Origin of the sequence: Pantoea sp. B623 (assembly GCF_024814475.1) — a bacterium.
Classification (GTDB): domain Bacteria; phylum Pseudomonadota; class Gammaproteobacteria; order Enterobacterales; family Enterobacteriaceae; genus Pantoea; species Pantoea ananatis.
The window spans coordinates 4,407,838-4,434,216 of the sequence record NZ_JANUXM010000004.1; the positions used below are offsets into that span (position 1 = coordinate 4,407,838).

At 51.5% G+C, this 26,379-nt stretch carries 22 protein-coding genes and 1 pseudogene; 16 read left to right on the plus strand and 7 right to left on the minus strand.

Going from position 1 to position 26,379, the window contains the following annotated elements:
• Positions 1 to 6: 6 nt before the first annotated feature.
• Genes NXS97_RS22340 through NXS97_RS22365 form a run of 6 tightly spaced genes read left to right on the plus strand, consistent with a single transcriptional unit; the run spans position 7 to position 6,202 of the window.
• Entirely contained in the window at positions 7 to 750 is a 744-nt protein-coding gene (locus NXS97_RS22340) for an SDR family NAD(P)-dependent oxidoreductase (RefSeq protein WP_014593933.1), read from the plus strand.
• The gene (locus tag NXS97_RS22345) at positions 747 to 1,574 is read left to right on the plus strand and encodes a transketolase (RefSeq protein WP_014593932.1); all 828 of its coding nucleotides are present in this window, start codon (positions 747 to 749) and stop codon (positions 1,572 to 1,574) included. The genes NXS97_RS22340 and NXS97_RS22345 overlap by 4 nt, the downstream gene beginning before the upstream one ends.
• Complete coding sequence (locus NXS97_RS22350) at positions 1,568 to 2,533, plus strand: transketolase family protein (RefSeq protein WP_116219778.1); 966 nt, start codon at positions 1,568 to 1,570, stop codon at positions 2,531 to 2,533. Before NXS97_RS22345 ends, NXS97_RS22350 begins: the two co-directional genes overlap by 7 nt.
• A gap of 4 nt (positions 2,534 to 2,537) precedes the next feature.
• Complete coding sequence (locus NXS97_RS22355) at positions 2,538 to 3,947, plus strand: AMP-binding protein (protein WP_116219777.1); 1,410 nt, start codon at positions 2,538 to 2,540, stop codon at positions 3,945 to 3,947.
• On the plus strand, positions 3,931 to 5,010 hold the full coding sequence (locus tag NXS97_RS22360) for an acyl-protein synthetase (RefSeq protein ID WP_072136873.1): 1,080 nt from the start codon (positions 3,931 to 3,933) through the stop codon (positions 5,008 to 5,010). The genes NXS97_RS22355 and NXS97_RS22360 overlap by 17 nt, the downstream gene beginning before the upstream one ends.
• Entirely contained in the window at positions 5,000 to 6,202 is a 1,203-nt protein-coding gene (locus NXS97_RS22365; protein ID WP_019105011.1) for an acyl-CoA reductase, read from the plus strand. Before NXS97_RS22360 ends, NXS97_RS22365 begins: the two co-directional genes overlap by 11 nt.
• Positions 6,203 to 6,461: 259 nt before the next feature.
• Here NXS97_RS22365 and NXS97_RS22370 read toward each other — a convergent pair whose 3' ends face one another.
• From NXS97_RS22370 to rfbA, 4 genes are read right to left on the minus strand one after another with little or no spacing between them, the layout of a single operon-like run.
• Complete coding sequence (locus NXS97_RS22370; protein ID WP_104933436.1) at positions 6,462 to 7,304, minus strand: WcbI family polysaccharide biosynthesis putative acetyltransferase; 843 nt, start codon at positions 7,302 to 7,304, stop codon at positions 6,462 to 6,464.
• A 12-nt stretch (positions 7,305 to 7,316) separates the two neighbouring features.
• Entirely contained in the window at positions 7,317 to 8,183 is an 867-nt protein-coding gene (rfbD, locus tag NXS97_RS22375) for a dTDP-4-dehydrorhamnose reductase (protein ID WP_022623283.1), read from the minus strand.
• Entirely contained in the window at positions 8,183 to 8,716 is a 534-nt protein-coding gene (gene rfbC / locus NXS97_RS22380; protein ID WP_014593928.1) for a dTDP-4-dehydrorhamnose 3,5-epimerase, read from the minus strand. The genes rfbD and rfbC overlap by 1 nt, the downstream gene beginning before the upstream one ends.
• A 1-nt stretch (position 8,717) precedes the next feature.
• On the minus strand, positions 8,718 to 9,584 hold the full coding sequence (rfbA, locus tag NXS97_RS22385; protein WP_022623282.1) for a glucose-1-phosphate thymidylyltransferase RfbA: 867 nt from the start codon (positions 9,582 to 9,584) through the stop codon (positions 8,718 to 8,720).
• 334 nt (positions 9,585 to 9,918) lie between these two features.
• On the opposite strand from rfbA, the gene NXS97_RS22390 reads away from it, so the two are divergent.
• The 8 genes from NXS97_RS22390 (at position 9,919) to NXS97_RS22425 (ending at position 17,171) form a co-directional block, all read left to right on the plus strand.
• On the plus strand, positions 9,919 to 10,887 hold the full coding sequence (locus NXS97_RS22390) for an HNH endonuclease signature motif containing protein (protein ID WP_014593927.1): 969 nt from the start codon (positions 9,919 to 9,921) through the stop codon (positions 10,885 to 10,887).
• Between the two features lie 143 nt (positions 10,888 to 11,030).
• Positions 11,031 to 11,753 carry an RNA polymerase sigma factor FliA gene (locus NXS97_RS22395; protein WP_006118887.1) on the plus strand — a complete coding sequence of 241 codons (723 nt, stop codon included), beginning with the start codon at positions 11,031 to 11,033 and terminating at the stop codon, positions 11,751 to 11,753.
• Between the two features lie 51 nt (positions 11,754 to 11,804).
• Positions 11,805 to 12,308, plus strand: a complete 504-nt coding sequence (gene fliZ / locus NXS97_RS22400) for a flagella biosynthesis regulatory protein FliZ (RefSeq protein WP_013026139.1) — start codon at positions 11,805 to 11,807, stop codon at positions 12,306 to 12,308.
• Positions 12,309 to 12,511: 203 nt separating this feature from the next.
• Positions 12,512 to 13,498, plus strand: coding sequence for a D-cysteine desulfhydrase (locus NXS97_RS22405; RefSeq protein WP_013026138.1), 987 nt, complete (start codon positions 12,512 to 12,514; stop codon positions 13,496 to 13,498).
• A gap of 133 nt (positions 13,499 to 13,631) precedes the next feature.
• The gene (gene tcyJ / locus NXS97_RS22410) at positions 13,632 to 14,432 is read left to right on the plus strand and encodes a cystine ABC transporter substrate-binding protein (RefSeq protein WP_014605583.1); all 801 of its coding nucleotides are present in this window, start codon (positions 13,632 to 13,634) and stop codon (positions 14,430 to 14,432) included.
• Positions 14,432 to 15,100 carry a cystine ABC transporter permease gene (gene tcyL / locus NXS97_RS22415; protein ID WP_013026136.1) on the plus strand — a complete coding sequence of 223 codons (669 nt, stop codon included), beginning with the start codon at positions 14,432 to 14,434 and terminating at the stop codon, positions 15,098 to 15,100. Before tcyJ ends, tcyL begins: the two co-directional genes overlap by 1 nt.
• Complete coding sequence (gene tcyN, locus NXS97_RS22420; protein WP_013026135.1) at positions 15,097 to 15,849, plus strand: L-cystine ABC transporter ATP-binding protein TcyN; 753 nt, start codon at positions 15,097 to 15,099, stop codon at positions 15,847 to 15,849. The genes tcyL and tcyN overlap by 4 nt, the downstream gene beginning before the upstream one ends.
• 236 nt (positions 15,850 to 16,085) lie before the next feature.
• Entirely contained in the window at positions 16,086 to 17,171 is a 1,086-nt protein-coding gene (locus NXS97_RS22425; RefSeq protein ID WP_014605584.1) for an acyltransferase family protein, read from the plus strand.
• A gap of 178 nt (positions 17,172 to 17,349) precedes the next feature.
• Here NXS97_RS22425 and NXS97_RS22430 read toward each other — a convergent pair whose 3' ends face one another.
• On the minus strand, positions 17,350 to 17,958 hold the full coding sequence (locus tag NXS97_RS22430) for an NUDIX domain-containing protein (RefSeq protein ID WP_013026133.1): 609 nt from the start codon (positions 17,956 to 17,958) through the stop codon (positions 17,350 to 17,352).
• Positions 17,959 to 18,887: 929 nt separating this feature from the next.
• On the opposite strand from NXS97_RS22430, the gene NXS97_RS22435 reads away from it, so the two are divergent.
• Positions 18,888 to 19,970: an acyltransferase family protein gene (locus NXS97_RS22435; RefSeq protein WP_116219776.1), complete on the plus strand. Its 1,083-nt coding sequence runs from the start codon at positions 18,888 to 18,890 to the stop codon at positions 19,968 to 19,970.
• A gap of 101 nt (positions 19,971 to 20,071) precedes the next feature.
• Here the strand turns inward: NXS97_RS22435 and NXS97_RS22440 are convergent.
• Positions 20,072 to 20,299, minus strand: a pseudogene (locus NXS97_RS22440) (respiratory nitrate reductase subunit gamma); the annotation flags it as partial.
• Positions 20,300 to 20,373: 74 nt separating this feature from the next.
• On the minus strand, positions 20,374 to 24,318 hold the full coding sequence (gene putA, locus NXS97_RS22445; RefSeq protein WP_116219775.1) for a trifunctional transcriptional regulator/proline dehydrogenase/L-glutamate gamma-semialdehyde dehydrogenase: 3,945 nt from the start codon (positions 24,316 to 24,318) through the stop codon (positions 20,374 to 20,376).
• A gap of 443 nt (positions 24,319 to 24,761) precedes the next feature.
• Between putA and putP the strand changes: the two genes are divergently transcribed.
• Positions 24,762 to 26,246: a sodium/proline symporter PutP gene (putP, locus tag NXS97_RS22450; protein ID WP_014593920.1), complete on the plus strand. Its 1,485-nt coding sequence runs from the start codon at positions 24,762 to 24,764 to the stop codon at positions 26,244 to 26,246.
• Positions 26,247 to 26,379 lie beyond the last annotated feature (133 nt).

A 26,379-nucleotide genomic window follows, 5' to 3' on the forward strand; every position in this document is an offset into this window, starting at 1 on the left:
ACTAGCATGTTGATGAAAAATAAAACGGTATTAATTACCGGCTGCCGTCGCGGTATGGGACGTGCAATGGTTGAAATTTTTGCGGCCAATGGCGCAGACATTTATGCGCATGCCAGAGCAGAAACGGCTGAGTTTCTGGCTGACATGGCGCAATTAGCCGAGAAGTATCAGGTGAACATATGGCCATTATGTTTTGATATGACAGACCATGTCGCAATGAAGCTAGCTGTAAAGCGGCTGATTGCTGATAAATGCTGCCTGGATGCCGTGATTAACAATGCCGGTATTACCCATAACAGCCTTTTTCAAATGACAACTGAAGCACAGTTACGCCAGCAGTTTGAAGTTAACTTCTTTGCGGTGTATTTGTTCAGCCAGTTTATGGTCAAGCTGATGATGCGCCATAAAAAAGGCAGTCTGGTGAATATCGCGTCTACGGCCGGGGAAGATGGCAACCCAGGCAAGTCAGCCTATGGCGCCTCTAAAGCGGCATTGATCGCGATGACAAAATCTGTGGCCGCCGAATTGGGTGAGCATGGCATTCGCGCGAATGCTATCGCGCCCGGTATCACCGATACCGACATGCTGCTAACCATGCCCGAACATATCGTTGAAGCAGCACGTCAAAGCACCGATTTACGCCGGCAAGGGTTGCCTGCCGAAATCGCTGAAACGGCGTTGTTCCTCGCTTCCGATTTATCCAGCTATATCACCGGGCAAACGCTTCGCGTTGATGGCGGTCTGAAATGAATATGTCCATCCAGCAGCTAAAAAAAACCGCGACGGCTACCCGCATTACTATTCTTAAAGCCGCGTATCAGGCACCAAGTGATGGCGTACATATTTCCCCAGCGCTGTCTATGACGGACGTGCTCACCGTGCTGTTTAGCACTGTTATGCGCTATCAACCCGATCGAATCACAGATAAACAACGCGACACCTTTATTTTGAGTAAAGGCCATGCCGCACTTGGGCTCTATGCCACTTTGCACCATCATAAAATCATTACTGAACAGCAGCTGAATAGCTTTGAAATCAATGGTTCCGTGTTACAGGTCCATCCTACCCGGCATGCAGCCTTTGGTATTGATTTTTCAGCCGGCAGCCTGGCGCAGGGAATGAGTTTTGCTATAGGTTTGGCGTTAAGTCGTCGCTTGCAACAGCAGCCGTGGCAGACGTTCGTCGTCGTGGGGGATGGTGAGTGCAATGAAGGGGCGATTTGGGAAGGCGCTTTCATGGCTGCACAGCAAAAGCTGGATAATCTGACGGTCGTTGTTGATCAAAATGGCCTGCAGTCAGATGGATTCACTGCGGATATTATGCGAATGAACCTTCCTGCCTTGTGGTCCGCCTGCGGCTGGCAAACGCTGGAATGTGATGGTCATGATTATCAGGCGCTTATTGATGCTTTTAATGCTCCTCATGAAGGTAAGCCCAAAGTGATTATTGCCCGAACACTGAAGGGTAAGGGCGTTTCATTTATGGAAAATAATAAAGACTTTCATCGCAACCGTTTAAATGAGCAACAAATGCAGCAGGCATTAAGCGAACTTGAACAGGAGGCACCATGCTGAACATTAAACCCGTCTCAGTGCGTTCATGGGCCATGCTAGGTTCCCGCGGTACCTTTGGTCTTGCTCTGCTTGAACTGGCAGCCGACCATCCTAAAATCGTCGCATTATCAGGCGATCTCTGCAAATCGTCTGGGCTTGATCGTTTTGCAAATACCTATCCTGACCGTTTCTTTAATGCCGGCATCGCTGAGCAAAATATGGTTGGTGTGGCGGGTGGACTTGCTGCGGGTGGATACGTACCTTTTGTCACCTCATTTGCGAACTTCCTGACTTTTCGTGCCGCTGAACAAGTGCGACTGAATCTTGGCTACATGGAAGAGAATGTCAAACTGGTCGGACTGGCCTCAGGCCTGGCGACAGGTATGTTCGGAGCCACGCATCATGGTATAGAAGATCTGGCGGCTCTACGCGCTGTCTCAAATATCACCATTCTGTCACCTGCTGACTGTACTGCAACCGCGAAAATGACGGAAGCCGCTTTCCACCATCCGGGCCCTGTCTATCTCCGACTGACCGGCAATATGCGTGCACCTGTTGTTTATAAAGAAAATTTTGACCTGAAGATTGGGCGCGCCATTACCTTAAAAATGGGTGATGAGGTAGCGCTGGTTGCCACGGGCACGATGGTGAGTGTTGCCTTGCAGGTTGCAGATGAACTGCAAGCGAAAGGGATTAATACGGCCGTTATTGACATGCATACCATCAAGCCGTTGGATACTGAAACACTTGATCATTTATTGAATAACAAGCTTGTTGTTACCCTTGAAGAGCACAGTGAAATTGGCGGTTTAGGCAGTGCCGTTGCTGAATATTTCGCACCTAAAAGCACGAAACCCGCTCAACTTATTATCGGTATACCGCAGGGTTATCCACATGCAGGGGATTACAACTGGATGCTTGAGCAGGCCGGACTGACGGCAGCACAGATCACTGACCGTATTCAGACGGAACTGAGGTAAGCCAATGTCTTTCTGGCGCATTGAACAACATGATCCCCGGCAACTCGCTGTGATTGACGATAGCGGTTTACGCTGGCGTTACGCTGAGCTGTTAACGGAAGTGACGCAAATGGAAGGCAGACTTAAGTCTGGACTGCTGATATTCATTCTGTGTCGGAATACCACTGCAACGCTTATTGGCTATCTGGCTTGTCTGCGATGTGGGGCGGTTCCTTTACTGCTTGATGCGGACCTGGATAGCACGCATCTTGCTGAGTTGATTACCACTTACCGGCCGGCGTTTCTTTGGGCTCCCACTGGTCAAGTTCAGGGTGAAAGCCATTATCAAACGCTGGATTATCAGCTCACTGCGACAGGTAAGGCCCCTCAGCAATTACATCCTCAACTCGCCCTGTTGGTTACGACCTCAGGCTCAACAGGAAGCCCTAAACTGGTTCGTCTGAGTCAGCAAAACCTGCAAAGCAACGCCACCAGTATCAGTGAATACCTGGCACTGGATGAAACTGAAAAGCCTCTGGTCCATTTGCCGCTCAATTACGTATTTGGTTTATCTGTTGTTAATAGTCATTTACTGGTGGGAGCGACGCTGATACTGACGCGCTATGGTCTTATGCAGCGTGAGTTTTGGCAGCAGATGGCGTCTGAAAACGTGACTTCTTTGGCAGGGGTTCCCTATACGTTTGAAATGCTGCATCGCTTGCGCTTTTCGCGTATGTCGTTTCCTGCCTTACGCACGCTGACTCAGGCAGGTGGTAAGCTTTCAACTGCGATGCATCAATTTTTTGCCGATTATGCACAGCAGCACAGTAAAAAGTTTGTCGTCATGTATGGCGCGGCAGAAGCGACAGCGCGTATGGCATGGTTGCCTGCTGAGCTTGCACAGTCAAAATGTGGCTCAATTGGTCTTGCCATCCCGGGAGGGAAATTAACACTTCATCGCGAAGATGGGAGTCTGATTACCACTATGGGTGAACAAGGTGAGCTTTATTACCATGGCGATAATGTGATGATGGGATATGCTTCGGACGGAGACGACCTTCACCGAGGTGACGATCTCAACGGGCTGTTAATCACAGGTGATATTGCCACCCAGCACGCGGATGGTTGCTTTTATATTGTGGGGCGAAAAAAACGGTTCCTGAAAATATTTGGTAATCGCGTTGGCTTAGATGAGATGGAGCAGCTCCTCAAAACGCATTTTATTGGACTTGATTGCGCCTGCGTGGGACGTGACGATCAACTTACCGTTTTCATTACCCAACCCGATTTGGCAGATGAAGTAAAACGTTTTGCCTCACAGGTGACAAAACTTCATACCTCTGCCTTCAAAATCAATGTCGTCGACACCCTGGTAAAAACATCCTCAGGTAAAACCCATTACGAGAGGCTCATGGCTGATGAAACCGGGATTTGAAGAGGGATTTATCCCTGCGCCGTTTTCATTACCCAAAGCGGAGAAAAAGGCGTTACTCTTTAAGCGACTGCATGAACTAAGCGTCCATCATCAACGAGATTGTCTGGCCTATCAGCGCATTCTGGCCGCGCAGCAGTGCGATCTCGCATCATTATCTGAACCCGATGCTTTGCCTTTTTTACCCGTTTCACTCTTCAAACAACTTACTCTGAGTAGCGTGCCAGAGGACCATATCGTTAAAACGATGACCTCTTCTGGAACCAGTGGCCAGCAAGTATCACGCATCTATCTCGATAAAAGCACGGCGGCACTTCAACAGAAGGTGTTGATAAAGATTGTCAGTGATTTCATTGGCGCCGCCCGTTTACCGATGCTGATAATTGACTCACCTGCTGTGATGAAAGATCGCGCCATGTTCTCTGCTCGAGGGGCCGGCATTCTGGGGTTTTCCATGTTTGGAGCAGACAGGGCCTACGCGCTGGATGAAGAGATGAATCTCAATCACGATGTGCTGGCTACCTTTCTGCAGAAGCATGCCGGTAAGCCGTTGTTGCTGTTTGGCTTCACGTTTATGATCTGGCAGCATTTTTATAAAGCGCTTGAGGCCTGCGCTGGCCGTTATGATTTATCTCAGGCCACACTTATACACGGTGGGGGATGGAAAAAGCTACAGGCCCAGGCCATTTCTGCGTCCGCGTTTGCGCAGCGCTTAAATTCAGTGTGCGGCATTACCCGCGTTAGTGACTATTACGGCATGGTTGAGCAAACAGGCTGTATCTATATGCAGTGTGAATACGGTCATCTTCATGCCAGCCTTTATTCCGACGTTATTATTCGCGATCCGCAGGATTTTTCAGTGTGTCCTGTTGGGCAGGCAGGCATTATTCAGGTTCTGTCTGCGCTGCCCGAGTCCTACCCGGGACACTCTTTGCTTACGGAAGATGAAGGCATTTTGCTGGGAGAGGATGATTGTTCCTGTGGTCGTATGGGGAAATATTTTCAGGTATTAGGGCGTCTTAAAAATGCTGAGATCAGAGGATGCAGTGATACCTATGGCGGATAAATTCGAACAGGTCACATTCCTGATTGGCGATGCCCAGCGGTTGGCAATGCTTAATAAAGTGCCGGCCTATAAGCCATTTGCGCCAGAAATTATGGGGTTTATTGACACCTTCTCTCAATATCTTTTTCAGTTACCGGACGTTAAGCAATGGAGTGATGTCGCAAGCCTGGCATTCTGGTGTCGACCGGCCTCGCTACGTCAAATGCAATCCCGCTATGCCGGCCTTGAGCACCGGTTAGGCAGAGGGGCGGCATTTCACATCGCGCCGGCGAATGTTGCAGTGAATTTTGCTTATTCACTGCTTGTGGGCTTACTGGCGGGAAACGCCAATGTCGTTCGTCTACCAGGTAAAGATTTTGTCCAGATTTCGATGATCTGCACGGCCCTCAGGCAGGCGCTAAATGACCATCCCCATATTGCCCCCTATATCGTGCTGGTGCGCTACGATAAACAGAAAGACGTGAATGATGCGCTTTCACTGCTCTGTCAGACAAGGTTAATTTGGGGAGGGGATAATACGATAGCGATGCTGCGTCAGTCCCCTTTAGGCCCAAGAGCGCTGGACATCACTTTCGCCAATCGACACTCGTTTTGTGTTATTGGAGCTCAGGGGTATCTTGATGCTGTCAATAAAGAACGCATTGCTAGTGATTTTTACAATGACACATTACACAGCGATCAAAATGCCTGCTCTTCACCTGGATTAGTCGTCTGGCTGGGTGAGAATGCAGAGATTCGCGAGCAAGCTCAACGTATATTCTGGAAACATTTTGACCGAATAGTACAAGAGCGATACACATTGCAAGCGGCGAGTGCAGTTCAGAAGTTGACGCAATTCTGCCTGCTCAGCGCGCAAGTTGACGGGGTAAAACGCTACCCGTTGAGCCATAATCGGTTGATGCGTGTTGAGCTTCCTGCGTTGTCTTCAGAAAGTTTATCTCACAGCGGGACGTGCGGCTATTTTCTTGAATATCAAATTAACACGTTGTGCGAGATTTTACCGTTGTGTAGCGGGACCTGCCAGACGCTGTCATATTATGGAATGGAATCTGCAGCACTGGCTGAATTTATCATGGCGTACAGGCCAGCAGGCGTAGATCGCCTTGTCGAAATAGGTCAGGCTCTTCAATTCACCTTGCAGTGGGATGGCTTTGATTTAATCTATATGCTTACACGCATTGTTAATGTTTGAATCTTTTATATTGTGGGTTCATTCATAACGTACGTAACCAGCTGACAAGACTGCGCGGGTTGTATGGTAAAAAGGTGCTAATAAAGCACCTTTTATATTATTAACAATGGCGTGTTGTAGTTACCCATATTTTTTGAATCTGTTGTTACTCAGAGGGCGATTATTTGATTCGCCTCAGGGCAGATATTCTTATGCAATGGCCTGTAGTGTGCAACACGCGAACTACGCTAAAACATTATCGAATCAGGATAAGCCGTAATTAAACATTCTGGAATTCAGCCTGTAATCCCTGATAATAGGCCGACTTTAGCAAAGATTTTTTCAATATCTCATCGTTTTGGGAAGAGAAAAATGAGTAGTTGATTTTACCCGCCAGAGAAAGTCCTGTGTCGCGCATCATCAGATAACTCTGGTCACCACTTCCAATCTCAGGGGCATAATAATTATTGAGTAAATCGTTACCATTGAGATCAAAGTTTTTATTTTCTTTGAAAAGATCATAAAAGATAGCACTCAAAAAAACGCTCAGATGCTTATTGTTTGGATGACTAACGGTACTATAGCACTGCTTATTTTTAAGCATTGATTCCTGATAAAAGTGGGAATAGTCAAATGCGACTTTCTCTTCCTGAAAAAGTTTGTGATAACGCTTTGCGTCTTCAATGACCATATTATGCTGCTTCTGATTATCATAACTCACTTTATGATATTGAGAAACTGCATCCCCGTGCTGATGGCCTGTTAAATAAAGATGCAGGAAGCGATAATCTACATAGACCATTAACTCCGGGACAGGCGCAGGAAAATAACCTAGTTGAGGGGTGGATACACGGGACTCCATCGTCGGCAGAATACGGATGTCGAAATATGCTGCCAGCTTATCAGTTGAAAGCATCCCCCAGCGTTCTGAGTGATACTGCATATAGATATGATCACAACTTTCAAGTTCATGCATAAGATTGATAACATCCCGTTGCGCATCAAGCTTATAAATGGGCGTATTTACCACCTGCTTAATGGCACCGCGATGAAGATCAGAATAATTACTTAGCAACTGGCCGACAATTTCAAGTTGGCAGTTGCCAATGGTGGCGACTTTCATTGGCTTTAATCCTTACAAAATGCTGGCATATGAAAAAGGAGTTGACTGAGGTTTTAAACAGGTTATCAGTTGCTCCTGCCAGTCGGATGCAGTTATTCCTGCAGAGGTAATATGTTCTGTGTTCAATATACTCCGTGCGGGCCGCGTTGCTGCGGAAGGATATTGTGAACTGGTTATTCCGCGTACGTTAACCTCTTTTTCTGCCGCAACAAAGATGGCTTGAGCAAATTCACACCAGCTCACCGCAATATCGCCACAGTAATGATAAATACCCATATTTTCTGGCGAACCAGCAAGGTGAATCATCGCCTCCGCTAAATCACCCGCGTAGGTCGGACAGCCATACTGATCGTTCACCACATGTAACTCGGAACGCGTCTGCGCCAGACGAAGCATGGTACTGACGAAGTTATTGCCATACTCGCTGAACATCCATGAGGTTCTAATCACAATGGCTTCTGGCAATGCCTCAAATACACGCTTTTCACCTTCCCACTTGCTTAAGCCATAGAAATTAATCGGGCAGGGCGGATCATTTTCGCTATAAGACGTTTTCTTTAACCCATCAAAAACATAGTCAGTCGATATATGAATCAGGCGTGCGTTGACCAGTTTTGCTGCTTGTGCCAGATTTTCAGGACCAATCGCATTCACCTTCAGCGCGCGGGTACGATCGGTTTCTGCTTTATCGACGGCCGTGTAGGCCGCAGCATTCATGATGACATCAGGTTTGAATTTTTTGACGACGCGCATAACCGCACAGCGGTCAGTAATATCCAGCTCTGCCGAACCACACGCCAGCGTGATCCAGTCAGCGGGAAAACGATCCAGCAAGCAACGCCCTAATTGGCCATAAGCCCCTGTAAGTAAAACGCGCATTACACCAACTCCTGCAGTGATAGTCCTTGTTGATCTTTTACCGACAATATCGGCTGTTCTACAGGCCATTGAATTGCAACATCAGGGTCATTCCACATCAGGCAGGCTTCATCCTTAGGGTTGTAATATTGAGTACATTTGTATTCAAAGTCAGCGACGTCCGAAAGGACGACAAAACCGTGCGCGAGTCCGGGGGGAATCCACAGCTGCGTTTTATTTTCTTCAGAAAGCAGAATACTCTCCCACTGACCAAAGGTCGGAGAACCGGGACGGATGTCGACTGCAACATCGAATACTTCGCCCCGCACGACGCGCACCAGCTTGCCCTGGGGCTCTGTTTTCTGAAAATGTAAGCCGCGTAATACATGTCGGCCTGAGCGCGAATAGTTGTCTTGCACAAATTCGAGGTGGGTTTCAAGTAACTCCTGATAGCGACGTTTTTCAAACGTTTCCAGGAAAAAACCACGATCGTCACCATAAACCGCTGGCTGGATGATTTTAACATCGGCAATTTTAGTGGCTTTGACCTTCACGCTATTCCTCCACCAACATTTTTAAATACTGGCCATACTGCGTTTTCCCAAGATATTGAGCGCGTTTTAACAGGGCTTTGTGATCTGTCCAGCCTTTACGCCAGGCAATTTCCTCAAGACAGGCAATTTTAAAGCCCTGACGCTTTTCAATGGTGTGGATGAAGTGTGACGCTTCAAGCAAGCTTTCATGCGTGCCGGTATCCAGCCAGGCAAAACCACGGCCCAGTATTTCGACGTTTAATAATCCATCGTCGAGGTACATTTGGTTTAGCGTAGTGATTTCCAGTTCGCCGCGTTCAGAAGGGCGAACCTGTCGGGCCATGGCGCTCACATTGCTGTCGTAAAAATACAGGCCCGTCACCGCATAGTTTGATTTTGGCGTTGTGGGCTTTTCTTCAATAGAAAGTGCACGGAATTGTTTGTCAAATTCGACAACACCAAAACGCTCAGGGTCCATTACCTGATAACCAAATACGGTGGCACCAAGCTCACGAGTAACAACATCTTCTAGCTTTTTACCGAAGCTTTGACCAAAGAAAATGTTATCGCCCAACACGAGTGCGCAGCGTTCTCCAGCGATAAACGACTCACCAATAATAAAGGCCTGCGCCAGACCGTCTGGCGATGGCTGCACAGCATACTGAAGATTGACGCCAAAATGTGAGCCATCACCGAGTAAGCGTTGAAACCCTGCGAGGTCTTCTGGAGTGGTAATGACCAGGATATCTCTAATCCCTGCGAGCATAAGCACCGAGAGCGGGTAATAGATCATAGGCTTATCGTAGACGGGGAGTAACTGTTTGGAGACGCCGCAGGTTACAGGATGTAATCGAGAACCTGTTCCACCAGCCAGCACTATGCCTTTCATCATTCACTTCCTCTATACCCGATCTGCATCTGCAGAGTGATGGTGAAAGAATACGAGTGTGCAAGTGAAATTAATGGCAAGAATAACCGATAAAAAAGCAGGTAAAGTAAAGGATAAGAACACCGCGCGCCCCTGAACAGAGAGGGAGATAAAACAAACAGGCGTGTTTTGTGTTGCACTAATGCAAATGTTGCAGGGCAAAACGAACGGATTTTGGTCTGGGCCGTAAACAATAAAAAAGTGAACTCAGCGTTACAGTTCATCTCCGCTATGCCGATAATTCCCTTCAGAATGGCTCTAATTTTGATATTACTTTTCATGTTCTGGGGTGGTTATGCGCTTTAACTATGACCTGCTACCGGGCGAACGTCTCTCATTTGAAGAGATCGCCCTACGTTATGCACAACAATACCCTGATGAGAAAGAACTGACCGCGCGTGCGTTGCTGAGTCCTTCAACCAGCTATCGGACGTTAAAAATTCGCGCTGTCTTTGCTCAGGAAGAGAGTAACAGTCCGCTGGAAGACCTGTTGTTCATCGCCAACGATAACGAACGAAAAAATTATCTGCGCCGTTTTGAGCACTATTTGAAACAGCAGCAGCCTTTTCACTATTTTCGTCGGGGACACGAGGATAAAGAGAACAACCGGTGGAAAGTGATTGGGCAGAGCTACGTCTATGCGATGGTCGATCCGCACTCCGCTCAGGCGCAAAACCTGATCAACAGCCGGGGCTATAAGCTGGTTCTGATGCGCGAGGACGAAGAGGATGCCTGGTGGCAGCTGTTCAACGTTCAGTCTAATCCTTGCTTTCCACAGTCACGCCGTATCCAGTTTATTGTGGTACTAAGCACGCCTGAGCACAGAACGCCCGCTGCAGTTATGCCTGGTACGGAAGTCGGGCGGCGGGTGAAAGCCAAAGTGTTGCAGAAGGCCAGCCAGTCAGAGTTTATGGCGGCGGTTAAGGCGCGCTATGGGGCCTGTATCATTACCGGAACCAGCCTTCTCGATCAGCATCAATGGCCCTGGGTCGAAGCCTGCCATATCGATACGCGCGAAAACGAAGAGGGATTTCTCGCAGACAATAGCGTGGATAATGGGCTGTTCCTGCGCAGCGACTTACAGCGGCTTTTCATCAACAGAATGATTAGTATTGATGGTGATTCCGGGCAGGTCCGTTTTCACACGGATGATAAAACACGTGAAAGCATTAGCCCGTTTTATCAGGAGATGGAAGGGCGGGTTTGCGCGCTATGGGAAAACGTTCCCGTAGCCACACGGCAGCGTTTGCTGACATTACGTTAGCCTTCCTGTTCAGAGCGGAGACTTCCGCTCTGAAACATCACAAATTTGAAATAACCTCGGTTTATCCCGCCTATTCTGCCAATCAAAAGCCCTACAGAATTGCATAATCATGCCGATAACTTCATTAACGCAGGGTAGTCAACGTGAACGATCTCTATACCGCCGAAGGCGTGATGGACAAACATTCGCTCTGGCAGCGCTACGTACCACTGGTACGTCATGAAGCACTGCGCTTGCAGGTCCGCCTGCCAGCCAGTGTTGAACTTGACGATCTGCTTCAAGCCGGGGGCATTGGTCTGTTGAATGCGGTGGAGCGCTATGACGCACTCCAGGGTACCGCCTTTACCACGTATGCAGTACAGCGCATCCGTGGAGCCATGCTTGATGAGCTTCGCAGCAGGGACTGGGCACCACGTAGCGTCAGACGAAATGCTCGCGAGGTTGCGGGAGCCATGCATCAGGTTGAACAGATGCTGGGCCGCGCTGCCTCTGAGCAGGAAGTCGCGCAACAGTTGAATGTTTCGATAGAAGAGTACCGGCAGATTCTGTTGGATACCAACAACAGCCAACTCTTTTCGTACGACGAGTATCGGGAAGAACACGGTGACAGTGCGGAACTGGTGACGGAAGGGCACGAAGAGGCCAATCCACTTCATCAGTTGATGGAAGGGAGTCTGCGTGAACGCGTCATTGAAGCGATCGAGGCCTTGCCCGAACGCGAAAAGATGGTGCTGACACTGTACTACCAGGAAGAACTGAATCTGAAAGAGATTGGCGCGGTTCTTGACGTGGGGGAATCCCGAGTCAGCCAACTGCACAGTCAGGCGATAAAACGCTTGCGTGCCCGACTTACGGGAGCGCGCTAGAAGGCTCAGTTCCTGGCGATCTATAAATAATAAGAAATCGGGGACTCAACAGTGGGAGCCAAAACCAAAGCCAGACCTTTAAGTCGTTATCTTAAAGACTACAAACACAGCCAAACCAATTGTTCACACTGTGGCAAAGTTTTAGATCGTATGGCGCTGGTCTTCCGAGGTCAGATCATCAATAAAGAGGCCATCGCACGCATGGACCAAATGATTGATGAGCCGCTTTGGCTAAAACTTCAGCCTGAATTAACGGCGCTTTGCCGTTTTTGCAGCGATATTTTTTGTAATACACATCCTAACTACTTTGACATTATGGCGTTTAAACAATATCTGTTCGAACAGACGGAAATGAGCCCGAGCACGATTCGTGAATACGTGGTTCGCTTACGTCGGCTTGACGATATGCTGAAAGCCAGAAACTTTCCGGCTGAAAAACTGACAGGCAATAGCTGGCATCAATGCCTGGAAGAAGACTTACCTGATGCTGGCAATAATAATTATCGTATTGCGCTGCGAAAGTACGACCAGTTTTTAGGCTGGCAGCAACGTTAAGGGACACAGTGAAATGTCAGAGAGCGTTGCCACTGACATGATGTCTCCCACCCCCATTTTTCCCACTTCGCGGGGGAAAATGGGGATGTTGCGCTGCAGCAGGCTGCCCTCTCTTTTCCCGCGCATTTGAATTCAGGATGATCCTTTCCGCATCTTCTGTAACACTGTAAAGATCACTGCCTTGTGCCCAACGGGAGGCCGCATTGTCCTTACATCTTATCCATCAGTTTCCTCGTATCGAACTTCTGGGCGCGCCCACGCCGCTGGAATATCTGCCGCGTTTATCTGACTATCTTGGTCGTGACATCTTTATCAAACGTGATGACGTGACACCGCTGGCTATGGGCGGTAACAAGCTGCGCAAGCTGGAATTTTTAGCCGCGGATGCCCTCCGTGAAGGCGCTGACGTGCTGCTGACCGCTGGCGCCATTCAGTCTAACCATGTGCGTCAAACGGCGGCCGTTGCAGCCAAACTCGGCCTGAAATGTGTGGCCTTGCTGGAGAACCCGATAGCAACGCACAGTGAAAACTACCTGACCAATGGCAACCGCCTGATGCTGGATCTCATGGATGTCGAGGTGGTGATGGTCGATGCGCTGACCCAACCTGCCGCGCAACTGGCGGAACAGGCGGAGCGGCTTGAAGCGCAGGGCTTCCGGCCTTACATTCTGCCGGTGGGCGGTTCGAATGCGCTGGGGGCGCTGGGCTATGTGGAATGTGCCCAGGAGATTGCTCATCAGAGCGAAGGGGTGGTGGATTTTGCGGCAGTCCTGGTCGCATCAGGCAGTGCCGGAACGCATGCCGGTCTGGCGGTTGGGCTGGAACAGCTGCTGCCGGAAACTGAGCTGGTTGGCGTAACCGTATCGCGTAACGTCGCTGAGCAACGGCCTAAGGTTGACGCACTACGCCAGGCCCTGGCAACGCAGTTAGCCCTAGAGGCGAAGGCACCGGTCACGCTATGGGATGACTATTTTGCTCCGCGCTACGGCGAGCCGAATGAAGAAGGCATGGAAGCGATCAAACTGCTGGCGCGTCTCGAAGGGATTTTTCTCGATCCTGTTTATACCGGTAAAGCCATGGCGGGCCTGATCGATGGTATCAACCAGAATCGTTTTCGCCGGGAAGGGCCGCTGTTGTTTGTGCATACAGGCGGCGCGCCAGCGTTATTTGCTTATCACCCTTCGGTCTGAGACGCAGCGCAAAAAAGGGTTATAATTCAGCCGTTATTTTAACGCCTTAGGTAAAATAACGCCCATAATGACAGAGCGGCAGGCCGTGATGCGCCGCTCAACAGCTCACTTACAAATAATAAACGGGGTAAACATGGCTTTCTCACAGATTCGTCGCCAGGTGGTGACGGGAATGATGGCGGTTGCGCTGGTGGCAGGCTTCAGCGTTAAAACGTTTGCGGCAGACGATTTACTGGCGCAGGTTAAAAGCAAAGGCGAGCTGCGCGTCGGTCTGGAAGGCACCTATCCTCCTTTCAGTTTTCAGGATGAAAAGGGCAAGCTGACGGGCTTTGAAGTGGAGTTTGCTCAGGATCTGGCCAAACACATGGGGGTTAAAGCCGTCCTGAAGCCAACCAAGTGGGATGGCATGTTAGCGGCGCTGGATTCGAAACGCATCGATGTGGTCATCAATCAGGTGACGATCTCCGATGAGCGTAAAAAGAAATATGATTTCTCTACGCCGTATACGATTTCTGGCGTGCAGGCGCTGACGCTGAAGAAAAACGCGGGCAGCATCACTAAGCCAGAAGACCTCGCAGGGAAGAAAGTCGGTGTGGGCCTGGGGACCAACTACGAGCAGTGGCTGCGCGCGAACGTAAAAGGTGTGGATATCCGCACTTATGATGATGACCCAACCAAATATCAGGATCTGCGTTCTGGTCGCGTTGATGCGATTCTGGTGGATCGCCTGGCTGCTCTGGATCTGGTGAAGAAAACGGGCGATACCATGGCGGTAGCCGGTCCGGCATTCTCGCGTCTGGAAGCGGGCGTTGCGCTGCGTAAGGGCAACGAAGATTTACTGAAGGCGATCGATCAGGCCATTGCGGAAATGCAGAAAGACGGCACCCTTAAAAAGCTGTCAGAAAAATGGTTTGGCGCGGACGTTACTAAATAATGCAGGAAAGTTTACAACTGGTGCTGGACTCAGCACCCTTTCTTCTTAAGGGCGCGCTGTTCACGCTGCAGCTCAGTATTGGCGGTATGTTTTTCGGGCTGATACTGGGCTTTTTGCTGGCGCTGATGCGCCTGTCCCGCTTCTGGCCCGTGAACTGGCTGGCGCGTATCTACGTGTCCATCTTTCGTGGCACGCCGCTTATCGCCCAGCTGTTTATGATCTACTACGGTCTGCCGCAGTTTGGCATTGAGCTGGATCCCATTCCCTCGGCGATGATTGGGCTGTCGCTTAACATGGCGGCCTATGCCTCAGAATCGCTGCGCGGCGCGATTGCGGCCATCGAGCGCGGCCAGTGGGAAGCGGCGGCCAGTATCGGCATGACGCCGTGGCAAACGCTGCGTCGGGTTGTTTTACCGCAGGCCGCCCGTACCGCACTCCCGCCTTTGGGTAACAGCTTTATCAGTCTGGTAAAAGATACTTCGCTGGCTGCCACGATCCAGGTTCCGGAACTGTTTCGTCAGGCGCAGCTGATTACCTCACGCACGTTGGAGGTGTTCACCATGTATCTGGCGGCTTCGCTGATCTATTGGGTGATGGCAACCGTACTGTCAGCATTGCAGAACCGACTGGAAGCGCACGTTAATCGTCAGGATCAGGAGGCGAAATGAGTGCTATTGAAGTTCGCCAGTTGGTGAAAAAGTTTAACGGACAAACGGTACTGCACGGCATCGATCTTGATGTCGCCCCGGGCGAAATCGTCGCGATAATCGGCCCCAGTGGCTCAGGTAAAACCACGCTGTTGCGCAGCATCAACCTCCTTGAGGTCCCGGATGCTGGCCGCATTAAAGTGGGTGATATCACCATTGACGCCAGCCTGGGCATGAACAGACAGAAAGAGCGGGTGCGGCTGTTGCGTCAGCAGGTGGGTTTTGTCTTTCAAAACTTCAATTTATTTCCGCATCGTTCGGTGCTGGAAAATATTATTGAAGGTCCGGTGATTGTGAAGCGGGAAGCGAAAGCGGACGCGGTTGCCCGCGCGCGCAGCCTGCTTGAAAAAGTTGGACTCAATGGCAAGGAAGACAGCTACCCACGGCGCCTGTCCGGTGGTCAGCAGCAGCGTGTCGCCATTGCCCGCGCGTTGGCGATGCAGCCAGAAGTCATTTTGTTTGATGAACCGACCTCTGCGCTGGATCCGGAACTGGTGGGTGAAGTACTGAACACCATTCGCGCACTGGCTCAGGAAAAACGCACCATGGTTATCGTGACGCACGAAATGAGCTTTGCCCGCGACGTCGCCGACCGCGCCATTTTTATGGATCAGGGCCGTGTTGTTGAACAGGGCCCTGCTAAGGCACTCTTCAGCGATCCTCAGGAGCCGCGTACCCGGCAGTTTCTGAATAAATTTCTTAATCAATAAACCCGGTGCCGCCAGAAGTTGGCGGCGCTTATTGCGCTGTCTCCCACCTTTATTCTTCTCAGTTTCTTCCGAAAATTTACATTTTGCATAGATTTAATTAACTGATTTTAAGGGTTATTTGTCATCATCTCGCGTCCTGAGGTAACAGATTGTAACTTTTAAGAGCCGCCTGATTTAGACTTCCCGCTAAATATTAATAATTCTTCACAAATTCATTGCACGATCGGGAAGACATAATGAACCAACCCAGGAAGGAAATCCTCTGGATCAATACCCTAAAAGGGGGATGCATTTTACTTGTGGTACTGCATCACTCCATCATTACAACCTTCGCGCCAGCGCTTCATCATTTGACAGCCGGTATCGTACCGGCTCATGCGTGGGTGGCGTTTAATACCTGGCTTTCCCCCTTACGGATGCCGGCATTTTTCTTTGTATCCGGCCTGCTGGCCAGTAACTCGGTGATCAATAAACGCTGGAAAGCGGTCTTCACTAAAAAGTTCAGCAACATCGTTTACCTGTATCTGCTGTGGGGCGTAATCCAGTGGCTGAGTATCCACTACATTTCAACCCACCTGGGCGAGCGGCTGTCCAGCAGCAAAAACGCCGCCTATGCGGATTCGCCAATGGAGTTTATTAAACTGCTGATGCTGTCGATGACCAGCCTGTGGTACCTGTATGCTCTGGCGGGGTTTTTTCTGGTCACTAAACTTTTCCATCGGCAGAAGATGCTGCTGGTGGCTGCGGCAATAGCGGCAAACTACGCCGCGCAGTTTAGCCTGATCCCCGGATGGGGCCCGGCCAGCGTGGCACAGAACTATCTCTATTTCTTACTGGGCGTATTTTTTAGCGCAACGTTAATCGAACTGAGCGGTTTAAAAGGTCGTCACTGGCTCTGGTTGGGCGCAATCGCGGCGATCGGCATTGCCCATCATCTGGGCGGCATATATAAAAACCCGTTCTACAGCCTGCTGACCATCGTCTTTGGTATTGTGCTGTGCCGTTTTCTTAATGCGCATTTCAATATGGCGTGGCTGAACTATATAGGGCGTAACACGCTGCAGATTTATGTTTTGCACCGTATCTTTATCGAACTGGTGGGGCTGAGCGCCATCTCACTGGCGCTGCACTACGGCTGGTTTGGCAACGCGGGTTTTAGCTGGGCATGGGCGTTGCTGATGCCGTTAACCGGCGTGGCAGTCTGCACGCTCCTGTCTTTGATGGTCTGGTCGCTGCTGAACCGGGGGCCGGGACGGATGCTGTTTATTCATCCACGTTTAATCAGTAAACGGCAGCCAGAAACCCAAGCCTCATCATCCTGACGTACCGGGCCAGCATGCTGGCCCGTTTCGTATCCTTTCTCTGGCGGGCACCGCAGGGAGTGAGCATTTCTCCCCCGTTAGCCTGTTCCTGTCGCGTCAGCTGACAGGGCGAGAAGCCTCAGTCGCCTCTGGTCGGGGAAGGGACACTGCATGTTGAGGCTGCTCTTCGCGTGCCGTGTTATGCCGGGAGACAAATGCCTTTGATGACCAGGTGCTGAATCAGAATAATGGTTTTCGCGTCAATGATGATGCCGGCATCAATCATCGCAAGCGCCTCTTGAATCGGCACCTCAATGACTTTGATATCTTCACCTTCAGCAGCAAGGCCTCCGCCCTCGTTAATCCGCATTTCGCGGGTAAAAGGGGCGATGAAAAAGTGCAGACGCTCAGTAACGGAACCCGGGCTCATGAATATCTCGCCAATCTTAGTGACCTCATTCAGCTTATATCCGGTCTCTTCTTCGGCTTCACTTCTTATTGCCTGAATCGGGTCCCGCTCATCAAGCAAACCGGCGCAGGCTTCAATCAGTTCGTAGTGATGACCGATCAAAAACGCAGGCAGGCGGAACTGGCTGGTAAGGATGACCGTTCTGTCATCGCGGTTGTAGAGCAGAATAGTCGCACCGTGGCCGCGATCGTAAGCTTCACGCGTGAAACGCTGTTCTGTCCCATCGGAACGGACATAGGTCATATCGTATTTGGTCAGGGTGCCCCAGTCGTTTGCCAGTATCTGCTGGTTGTTAACGGTCGCGGTGGTGGAAACGGGCGTATAATGCGCATGCTTCATATTGAGATTCCATTGGTAAGTAAGTCTGGAAGAGCCATTCAGACACAGCGTGCCGAGTCGACATTAAAAAAATCACCCCTAAACCTAAACCTAAACCTAAACCTAAAAATGCACTTTTCACCTGTCAGCGATATTTCCGAAAGGAACACCTAAGCGAATAACGTTTAGCGGTGTTTTATCCACGCCCTGTCTTTTTTAAGGTGATATTCGAACCTGAAATAAAGATACAGGCAATATTGCAGGGAAAAATTTAGCCGAAAAGGGCATAAACGAACGATTTTACCTGGCTGAATAAGTCACTCGCGCTAATCAAACACGCACAGTAACGTTACCTGTACTTAAGATGAGTCACCTGACCTGACATAAAGCCAGAAATAAGGTTAAGCAAGCGTTGAGTGTGAAAATTCGCCGGGACGTCATCGTGCGGTGTGGCATCGCGCGATGAAACGTTTATCTGTTGCCGCAACGATAAAGTCATGGATCTGAGGGGCAGGATGCGCGGGGCATTGGGGCCTTTGCGGCAGGATGCCTGCATAGCGCCGCACGGCTTTTGCAGCGCGCGTTCACGCAACAGCGTAGGGCCAGGGAATAAAATACCTCGCCTGTCCTGCGCGACCCAGGCCAACTGATTTAATAAGTGACCTGATGCTTAACGGGCACCAACACCTGGACATTTCTTATTTATTCAGATAAGAACACCTTATTTATTCCGTCGTCTGACAACGATTACCTGCGTTGAAATTAAATCCGGGATAAATGTCAGAAAACATCCTGTATTGTAAAGTACGGTTTTAAACCCTTCCTGGAGGGGGACTTTAAGACTTTCGCTACATTCAGGAGTGCGAGCATAGGGAATACTTTTCGTATAATGATAACGTCGGCAGTTCGAATAACTTGTTTGCACATGACACAGCGACGGAAAAAGCCTGATGACGAAAAGTGAAAAAAAAGATATTGCATGGATTAATACCCTAAAGGGAATCTGTATCCTGCTGGTCGTCCTGTATCACACGGTGTTACCCGGTTTTGAAAGCCGGGTGAAAGATCTGGCCGCAGGTGAATGGGTGGCAGAGATGTGGGTGCAGTTTAATACGTTATTATCGCCGCTGCGCATGCCCGCGTTTTTCTTTGTGTCGGGTTTACTGGCCAGAAATGCCATCATTGACCGCCCCTGGATACATATCGCGACCAGCCGGATGACAAATCTGTTTTATCTCTATCTGCTGTGGGGAGCCATTCAGTGGGGGGCCATTACGGGCATTTCAACGGAAATTACCGGGCAGCGTATTTCACAAAATATCAATGCGGCCTATGCGGGAACCTTTTCTGAGTTCCTGACGCTGACGTTTCTGGCGATGAGCACCTCATGGTATTTATATGCCCTGGGGATCTACTTTCTTCTTGCCAAACTTTTTCAACGTTACAGCTTGCCTTTATTGCTTATGGCCGCAGTGCTTAATTATCTGGCGGTTGAAAAAATCATTCCCTACTGGGGCCCGCAGAGTCTGGCGCAATATTTTGTTTTCTTCATGCTAGGCACGTTCTGGTGTTCGCAGATACTGCGTTTAAGCGAGTGGCGAAGGCAAAACGGACTGCCGTGGTTGTTACTGCTGCTGCTGCTGGCGGGCCTGCCCGCTCTGTTCGATTTCGACAGAAGCCTCTTCTTATCTGTTCTTGCCATCCTCATCAGCGTGGCGGCCTGTCGCGGGTTAAATCAGGTCAGTAGCATGGCGTGGCTCAACTGGATTGGCCGTCACACCTTGCCTATTTACGTCCTGCATCGCATCTTTATTGAGTATTTCGGCATGACGGCCATTTTGTTTGCGCAGCGCCACCAGCTCTTTGCGCTGGCATGGTTTTCGTGGCTGTGGGCCTGCCTCTATCCGCTGGTCATTGTCGCCCTCTGCTCACTGGCGTCCGTTGCCGTCTGGTCGCTGACAAATCATGGCGTCGGGCGCGCGTTGTTTCGCTTCCCGACGCTGATAAAACGGCCTGCGTACCCGGCGGCGTAACCGGGGCAGGGCACGCAGGATGCGGGAACAGAAAAAGGCGTGATGTAAAAAGCGCAATGAACCCGGCCGCTGATAGCGGGACGGGTTGCGGTCAGGCTTAGTTACGCGCGTACCACCTGATAGCGTCGCGTGAAATACTCGACCGGCGCGCTCCAGATGTGCATAAGCCGGGTAAACGGAAACACCAGAAAAATCGTCACTCCCAGAATCAGGTGAATACGATCAATCCCTTCCACCCCGTCAAGCCAGCGTGAGGCGTTGCCCCGCAACATGATCACCACCTGTGCCCAGCCGACCTGTTTCATCATGCCAGGGCCGTCCATATATCGCCCAATGCTCCGCGCAAAAAAAGGGTTCATGCCCGGGCATGAACCTTTAACGTAAGCGATCGGTCTGAAGGACGTTACCCGATTGTCATCAGGCTGGCATTGCCGCCCGCGGCTGCGGTGTTAACGCTGAGCGAACGTTCAATCAGCAGACGTTCCAGCAGCAGATTAGTTTCGCCGCGCGCAAAACCCTGCACCGACACGATGGCACCTTCGCGCGCCGCAACCTGTTCGCACAGGTTGCGGAGCTGGTCGGCATCACCGTGATAGATAACGGCGTCAAAATGCGCAGACAGGGGATCGTTGGAGAGCGTAATGCGGTTTTTCACCGCCGCCGGTAAGGTGCCCAGCAGTGCGCGGTGCAGCTCATCGTCCTGCCACAGTGCCTGGCTGCCTACGCTGGTGACCGCCGCCAGTTGAATCAGAGCATCCTGCTCGTTATCCGCCAGACAGAGTACCTGCTCACGCGGCAGCAACAGGAAGGTATTGCGTTCGCCTGTTGGACCGGGCAGCAGGCGTACCGTGCCTGCCTGAGCCAGCTCGGCATAATGCTGGCACAGTGAAGACAGCTGAGGCTTATCTTTTGCCCACTCGTTCAATGCCTGATGCGCTGCCAGCAGCAGCTGACGCTGGGCATGGTCGGCCGGGCGCTCAGCATCCTGACGGGCGAGGGTGGTGCTGAGTGCGTTGTCCGGGCGATTCGCCAGCAGGCGATACAGATAAAGCGGGCCACCCGCTTTCGGACCGGTACCGGATAACCCCTCGCCGCCGAATGGTTGCACGCCCACCACCGCGCCAACCATGTTGCGGTTAACGTACAGATTGCCCACTTTGGCCGCTGCGGTGACCTGCATGATGGTTTCGTCAATGCGGGTATGGACGCCTAACGTCAGCCCATAGCCCGAGGCGTTAATCTGTTCGATCAACTGCGGCAGGCCACTGCGGGTGAAGCGTACAACGTGCAACACCGGACCAAATACCTCTTGCGTCAGATCGCTAACCTTATCCAGTTCAATCAGCGTCGGTTTCACAAAAGTTCCGGTTGCCCACTCTTTGCTGTCCTGTGGATGATCCTGCGCCGTTTGGAACACCTTAAAGCCTTTATTGCGCATGGCCTGAATATGGCGCTCAATGTTGGCTTTGGCCTCTTTATCGATCACCGGGCCGATATCGGTGGACAGGCGCTCCGGATTGCCCATACGGCACTCCGCCATCGCGCCACGCAGCATTTTCAACGTATGTTCCGCGACGTCCTCCTGAACGCACAGCAGACGCAGCGCAGAGCAGCGTTGACCCGCGCTGTCGAAGGCCGAGGCGACGATATCTATCACCACCTGTTCTGTCAGGGCGGATGAATCGACAATCATGGCATTCATGCCGCCGGTTTCAGCAATCAGCGGAGTGGGGCGGCCTTGGGGATCCAGCCGACCTGCCAGATTACGTTGCAACAGGGTGGCGACCGCCGTGGAGCCGGTGAACATCACGCCACGAATGCGTTCGTCTCCGGTGAGCTGTGCGCCCACGGTTTCACCGAGGCCCGGCAGCAGTTGCACGACGCCAGCCGGGACACCGGCACTCAGTAAGATCTCAACGGCCTGCGCGGCAATCAGCGGCGTCTGCTCGGCAGGCTTCGCCAGCACGCTGTTTCCGGCCGCCAGCGCGGCTGCGACCTGACCGGTAAAAATGGCCAGCGGAAAGTTCCACGGGCTGATACAGACCACAGGTCCCAGTGGGCGGTGCGTTTCGTTGTCAAAATCAAGGCGGACGATGCCAGCATAGTAATAGAGGAAGTCCACGGCCTCACGCACTTCGGCAATGGCGTTGCTGTAGGTTTTACCGGCTTCGCGCACCAGAATGCCCAGCAACTGCTGTAGCTGACCTTCCATTAACTGGGCTGCACGCTCAAGGATGGCCGCGCGCTCCTGCGGCGGAGTGGCAAACCAGATAGGACCGGCATTGACCGCCGCCTCAATGGCCTGGGAAACCTCCTGTTCTGAGGCATGGCGAACGGTACCGACGACGTCCGACGGCGCGGCCGGATTCACCACATTCTGGCTTTCTCCGCTACCAGCAGGGCCGTCAATAAGCGGTTGTGCCAGATAAGGCTCACTCGCGCCGCTCAGCAGAGCACTGGACAGGGAAGCAAGGCGGTGCTCGTTAGCCATATCCAGACCCGCAGAGTTAACCCGGTCGCTGCCATATAAGTCTCGCGGCAGCGGGATCTTTGGATGTGGCAGGCCCAGGGTGCCTTCGCTGGCACCCAGTTTTTCAATTTCACTCACCGGATCGGCGACCAGCTCGTCTATCGGCATGGACGTGTCGGCAATACGGTTAACAAAGGAGGTATTCGCACCGTTTTCCAGTAGGCGACGCACCAGGTAAGCCAGCAGGGTTTCATGTGTACCTACGGGGGCATAGATGCGGCAGGGACGATTGAGTTTGCCGTCTGCCACTTTGCCTACCACCTGATCGTAGAGCGGTTCACCCATGCCATGCAGGCACTGGAACTCATACTGTCCGGGATAATAGTTATTGCCCGCCAGTTGATAGATCGCGGCCAGCGTGTGCGCGTTATGTGTGGCAAACTGCGGATAGATCAGATTGGGCACTGCCAGCAGTTTACGGGCGCAGGCCAGATAAGAAATGTCGGTGTACACCTTACGGGTATAAACCGGATAGCCTTCCAGCCCTTCCACCTGGGCGCGTTTGATCTCGCTGTCCCAGTAAGCGCCTTTCACCAGGCGAATCATGAGACGACGACGGCTGCGTTGGGCCAGATCTGTCAGCTCATCAATCACAAACGGGCAACGCTTCATATAAGCCTGAATCACGAAACCTATGCCGTTCCAGCCTTCAAGCTCGGGTTCAAAACACAACCGCTCCAGCATATCGAGAGACAGCTCTAAACGATCGGCCTCTTCCGCATCAATGTTAATGCCGATGTCGTAAGAGCGGGCCAACAGGGTCAGCGACTTCAGAATCGGATACAGTTCATCCATCACCCGATCATACTGCGCGCGGCTGTAGCGCGGATGGAGTGCGGACAGCTTGATAGAAATGCCCGGGCCTTCATAGATGCCCCGACCGTTTGAGGCTTTACCAATGGCGTGAATCGCCTGCTGATAAGAAACCAGATAGGCTTTGGCATCGCTGGCCGTCAGGGCGGCTTCACCCAGCATATCGTAGGAGTAACGGAAGCCTTTTTCTTCAAGCTTGCGGGCGTTGGCCAGGGCTTCGGCGATGGTTTCACCGGTCACGAACTGTTCGCCCATCAGGCGCATCGCCATATCCACGCCTTTCCGGATGAGCGGCTCGCCGCTCTTGCCAATAATTCGGTTGAGCGAGCGCGACAGGTTGACTTCATTGTGCGTTGAGACCAGACGGCCCGTAAACAGTAGTCCCCACGTCGCGGCGTTCACAAACAGTGACGGGCTGCGGCCAAGATGTGACTGCCAGTTACCGTTGCTGATCTTGTCGCGGATCAGCGCATCGCGGGTGGGCTTATCCGGGATACGCAACAAAGCCTCGGCCAGGCACATTAATGCCACACCTTCCTGAGAGGAGAGTGAAAACTCCTGCAGCAGGCTTTGCACCATGCCGGCACGGCCGGTCGCCCCTTTTTGGTGCCTCAGCTTGTCGGCCAGCTGGTGCGCCAGCTGCTGCGTTTTTTCTGCCAGTGCGGCGGGAAGGCGCGCTTGCTCAAGCAACATGGGAACCGCATCAGTTTCAGGACGGCGCCAGGCGGCTGTCACCGCAGAGCGGGCGACCGACTGCGGCAAAATGTTTTCGGCGAATTCAAGGAAGGGCTGAACCATCTCTTCCGGGGCAAGCTCATCGGACGCTGAGTCGTTAAGCTGCAGGGGGATCTCATCCACCGTTTCACCCGCATCTAACTGGGTCAGATAATTAAAGATCGCCTGTTTAATCAGCCAGTGAGGCGTGCGATCGAGTTTCTGCGCCGCCAGTTTAATACGGTTGCGGGTGGCTTCATCCAGCTTCACCCCCATGGTTGTTGTTCCCATGATTTTCTCTTCCTTAAAACGGTTTTGACCAGAGCATGGGCTGCACTATTACCCATGTTGCAACTTTGTGCAACCAGGTTAAATGTGACCTCGGTTGCACACTTTGAAACCCCTTTTTTAATTAACATTTAAAAGCGGCACAAATCTTGCTGCAAAAAACTCGCCAAAGTTGCAACCCCATTCAATTTAAAGGGTGAAATCATTGCAAAGGTGCAACTTTATTGTGAGCGGGCGCAACCTGTGAGCATTAAAAAGGGATTGAGAGGTGAAACTGATGTGACGGATGTGTTAAATGCATTGTGTGCGCCGTGCCTTTACGGCAGGATACCGCGCCTTAAGGGAAATCGCTTTCTCTTGATGCGGTAACAGCCTGACGCCTTCACGTTCCGAGGGGGGCAGGAAAAAGATTTCTCTCAAGAGATCGGATAATAACGGAGAAACAAATGACAGTAAGTACGCCAATGTTGGTGACCTTTTTAATTTATATCCTTGGGATGGTGCTGATCGGTTTTATTGCCTGGCGCTCAACGAAAAACTTCGACGACTATATTCTGGGCGGACGCAGCCTGGGCAGTGTCGTGACTGCGCTGTCCGCTGGAGCCTCCGATATGAGTGGATGGTTGCTAATGGGATTGCCGGGTGCCATTTTTCTTTCCGGTATCTCTGAAAGCTGGATCGCTATTGGCCTGATTATTGGTGCATGGTTTAACTGGAAGATTGTCGCGGGGCGCTTACGGGTTCAGACGGAACATCATGATAATGCCCTGACGCTGCCTGACTTCTTTACTAGCCGCTTTGAAGATCGCAGCAAAATCTTGCGGGTCATTTCTGCCGTGGTGATTCTGGTGTTTTTCACTATCTACTGCGCATCAGGCGTGGTAGCGGGCGCGCGTCTGTTTGAAAGCACCTTTGGTATGGATTACTCCACCGCCCTCTGGGCCGGTGCCGCCGCCACCATTCTGTATACCCTGGTGGGCGGATTCCTGGCGGTGAGCTGGACGGATACCGTTCAGGCCAGCCTGATGATCTTCGCGCTGATCCTGACGCCAGTCATCGTGGTCATCGCCGTGGGTGGCTGGAGCGATTCGATGGCAGTGATTGAGGCCAAAAACGCTGAAAACGTGGATATGTTCAAAGGCCTGAATTTCGTGGCCGTGCTGTCACTGCTGGGCTGGGGACTGGGCTATTTCGGTCAGCCTCATATCCTGGCACGTTTTATGGCGGCGGATTCACATCGTTCCATTCGTACCGCGCGCCGTATCGGCATGGCGTGGATGATTCTCTGTCTGGCGGGCGCGGTGGCCGTGGGCTTCTTTGGGATCGCCTATTTCCACAATAATCCTTCTCTGGCTGCGGGCGTTTCACAGAATGGAGAGCGCGTCTTTATTGAGCTGGCACGTATTCTGTTTAATCCGTGGATTGCCGGTATTTTACTGTCTGCCATTCTGGCGGCGGTCATGTCCACGCTCAGCTGCCAGCTGCTGGTCTGCTCCAGTGCGCTGACGGAAGATTTGTACAAAGGCTTTTTACGCAAGAATGCCAGCCAGAAAGAACTGGTTTGGGTAGGGCGCCTCATGGTGCTGCTGGTAGCGTTAGTGGCCATCGCGCTGGCGTCGAATCCCGAAAATCGGGTGTTAGGCCTGGTCAGCTACGCATGGGCCGGTTTTGGCGCGGCATTTGGACCGGTAGTCCTGTTTGGCGTGTGCTGGAAACGCATGAACCGCAACGGTGCGCTGGCGGGAATGATTGTCGGTGCGGTCACGGTACTGGTATGGAAACAGTATGGCTGGCTCGGCCTGTATGAAATCATTCCGGGCTTTATTTTTGCCAGTATCGCCATTGTGGTCTTCAGCCTGGCAGGCCGGGAACCTTCTGCAGCGGCCATTGAACGCTTCGATGCTGCCGAGGCAGAATTCCAGACTAAATAAGGCGCGAACGTGTTGAAAAGCCTGCCCTGTAAAGGGCGGGCTTTTTTTTGGCCTGCGTCTGGCACAGACAGTTACGAAATTATTTCACGGAGGAACTTGTTTTTTTCTGAGTGGTAATGATAATCGGTATCGT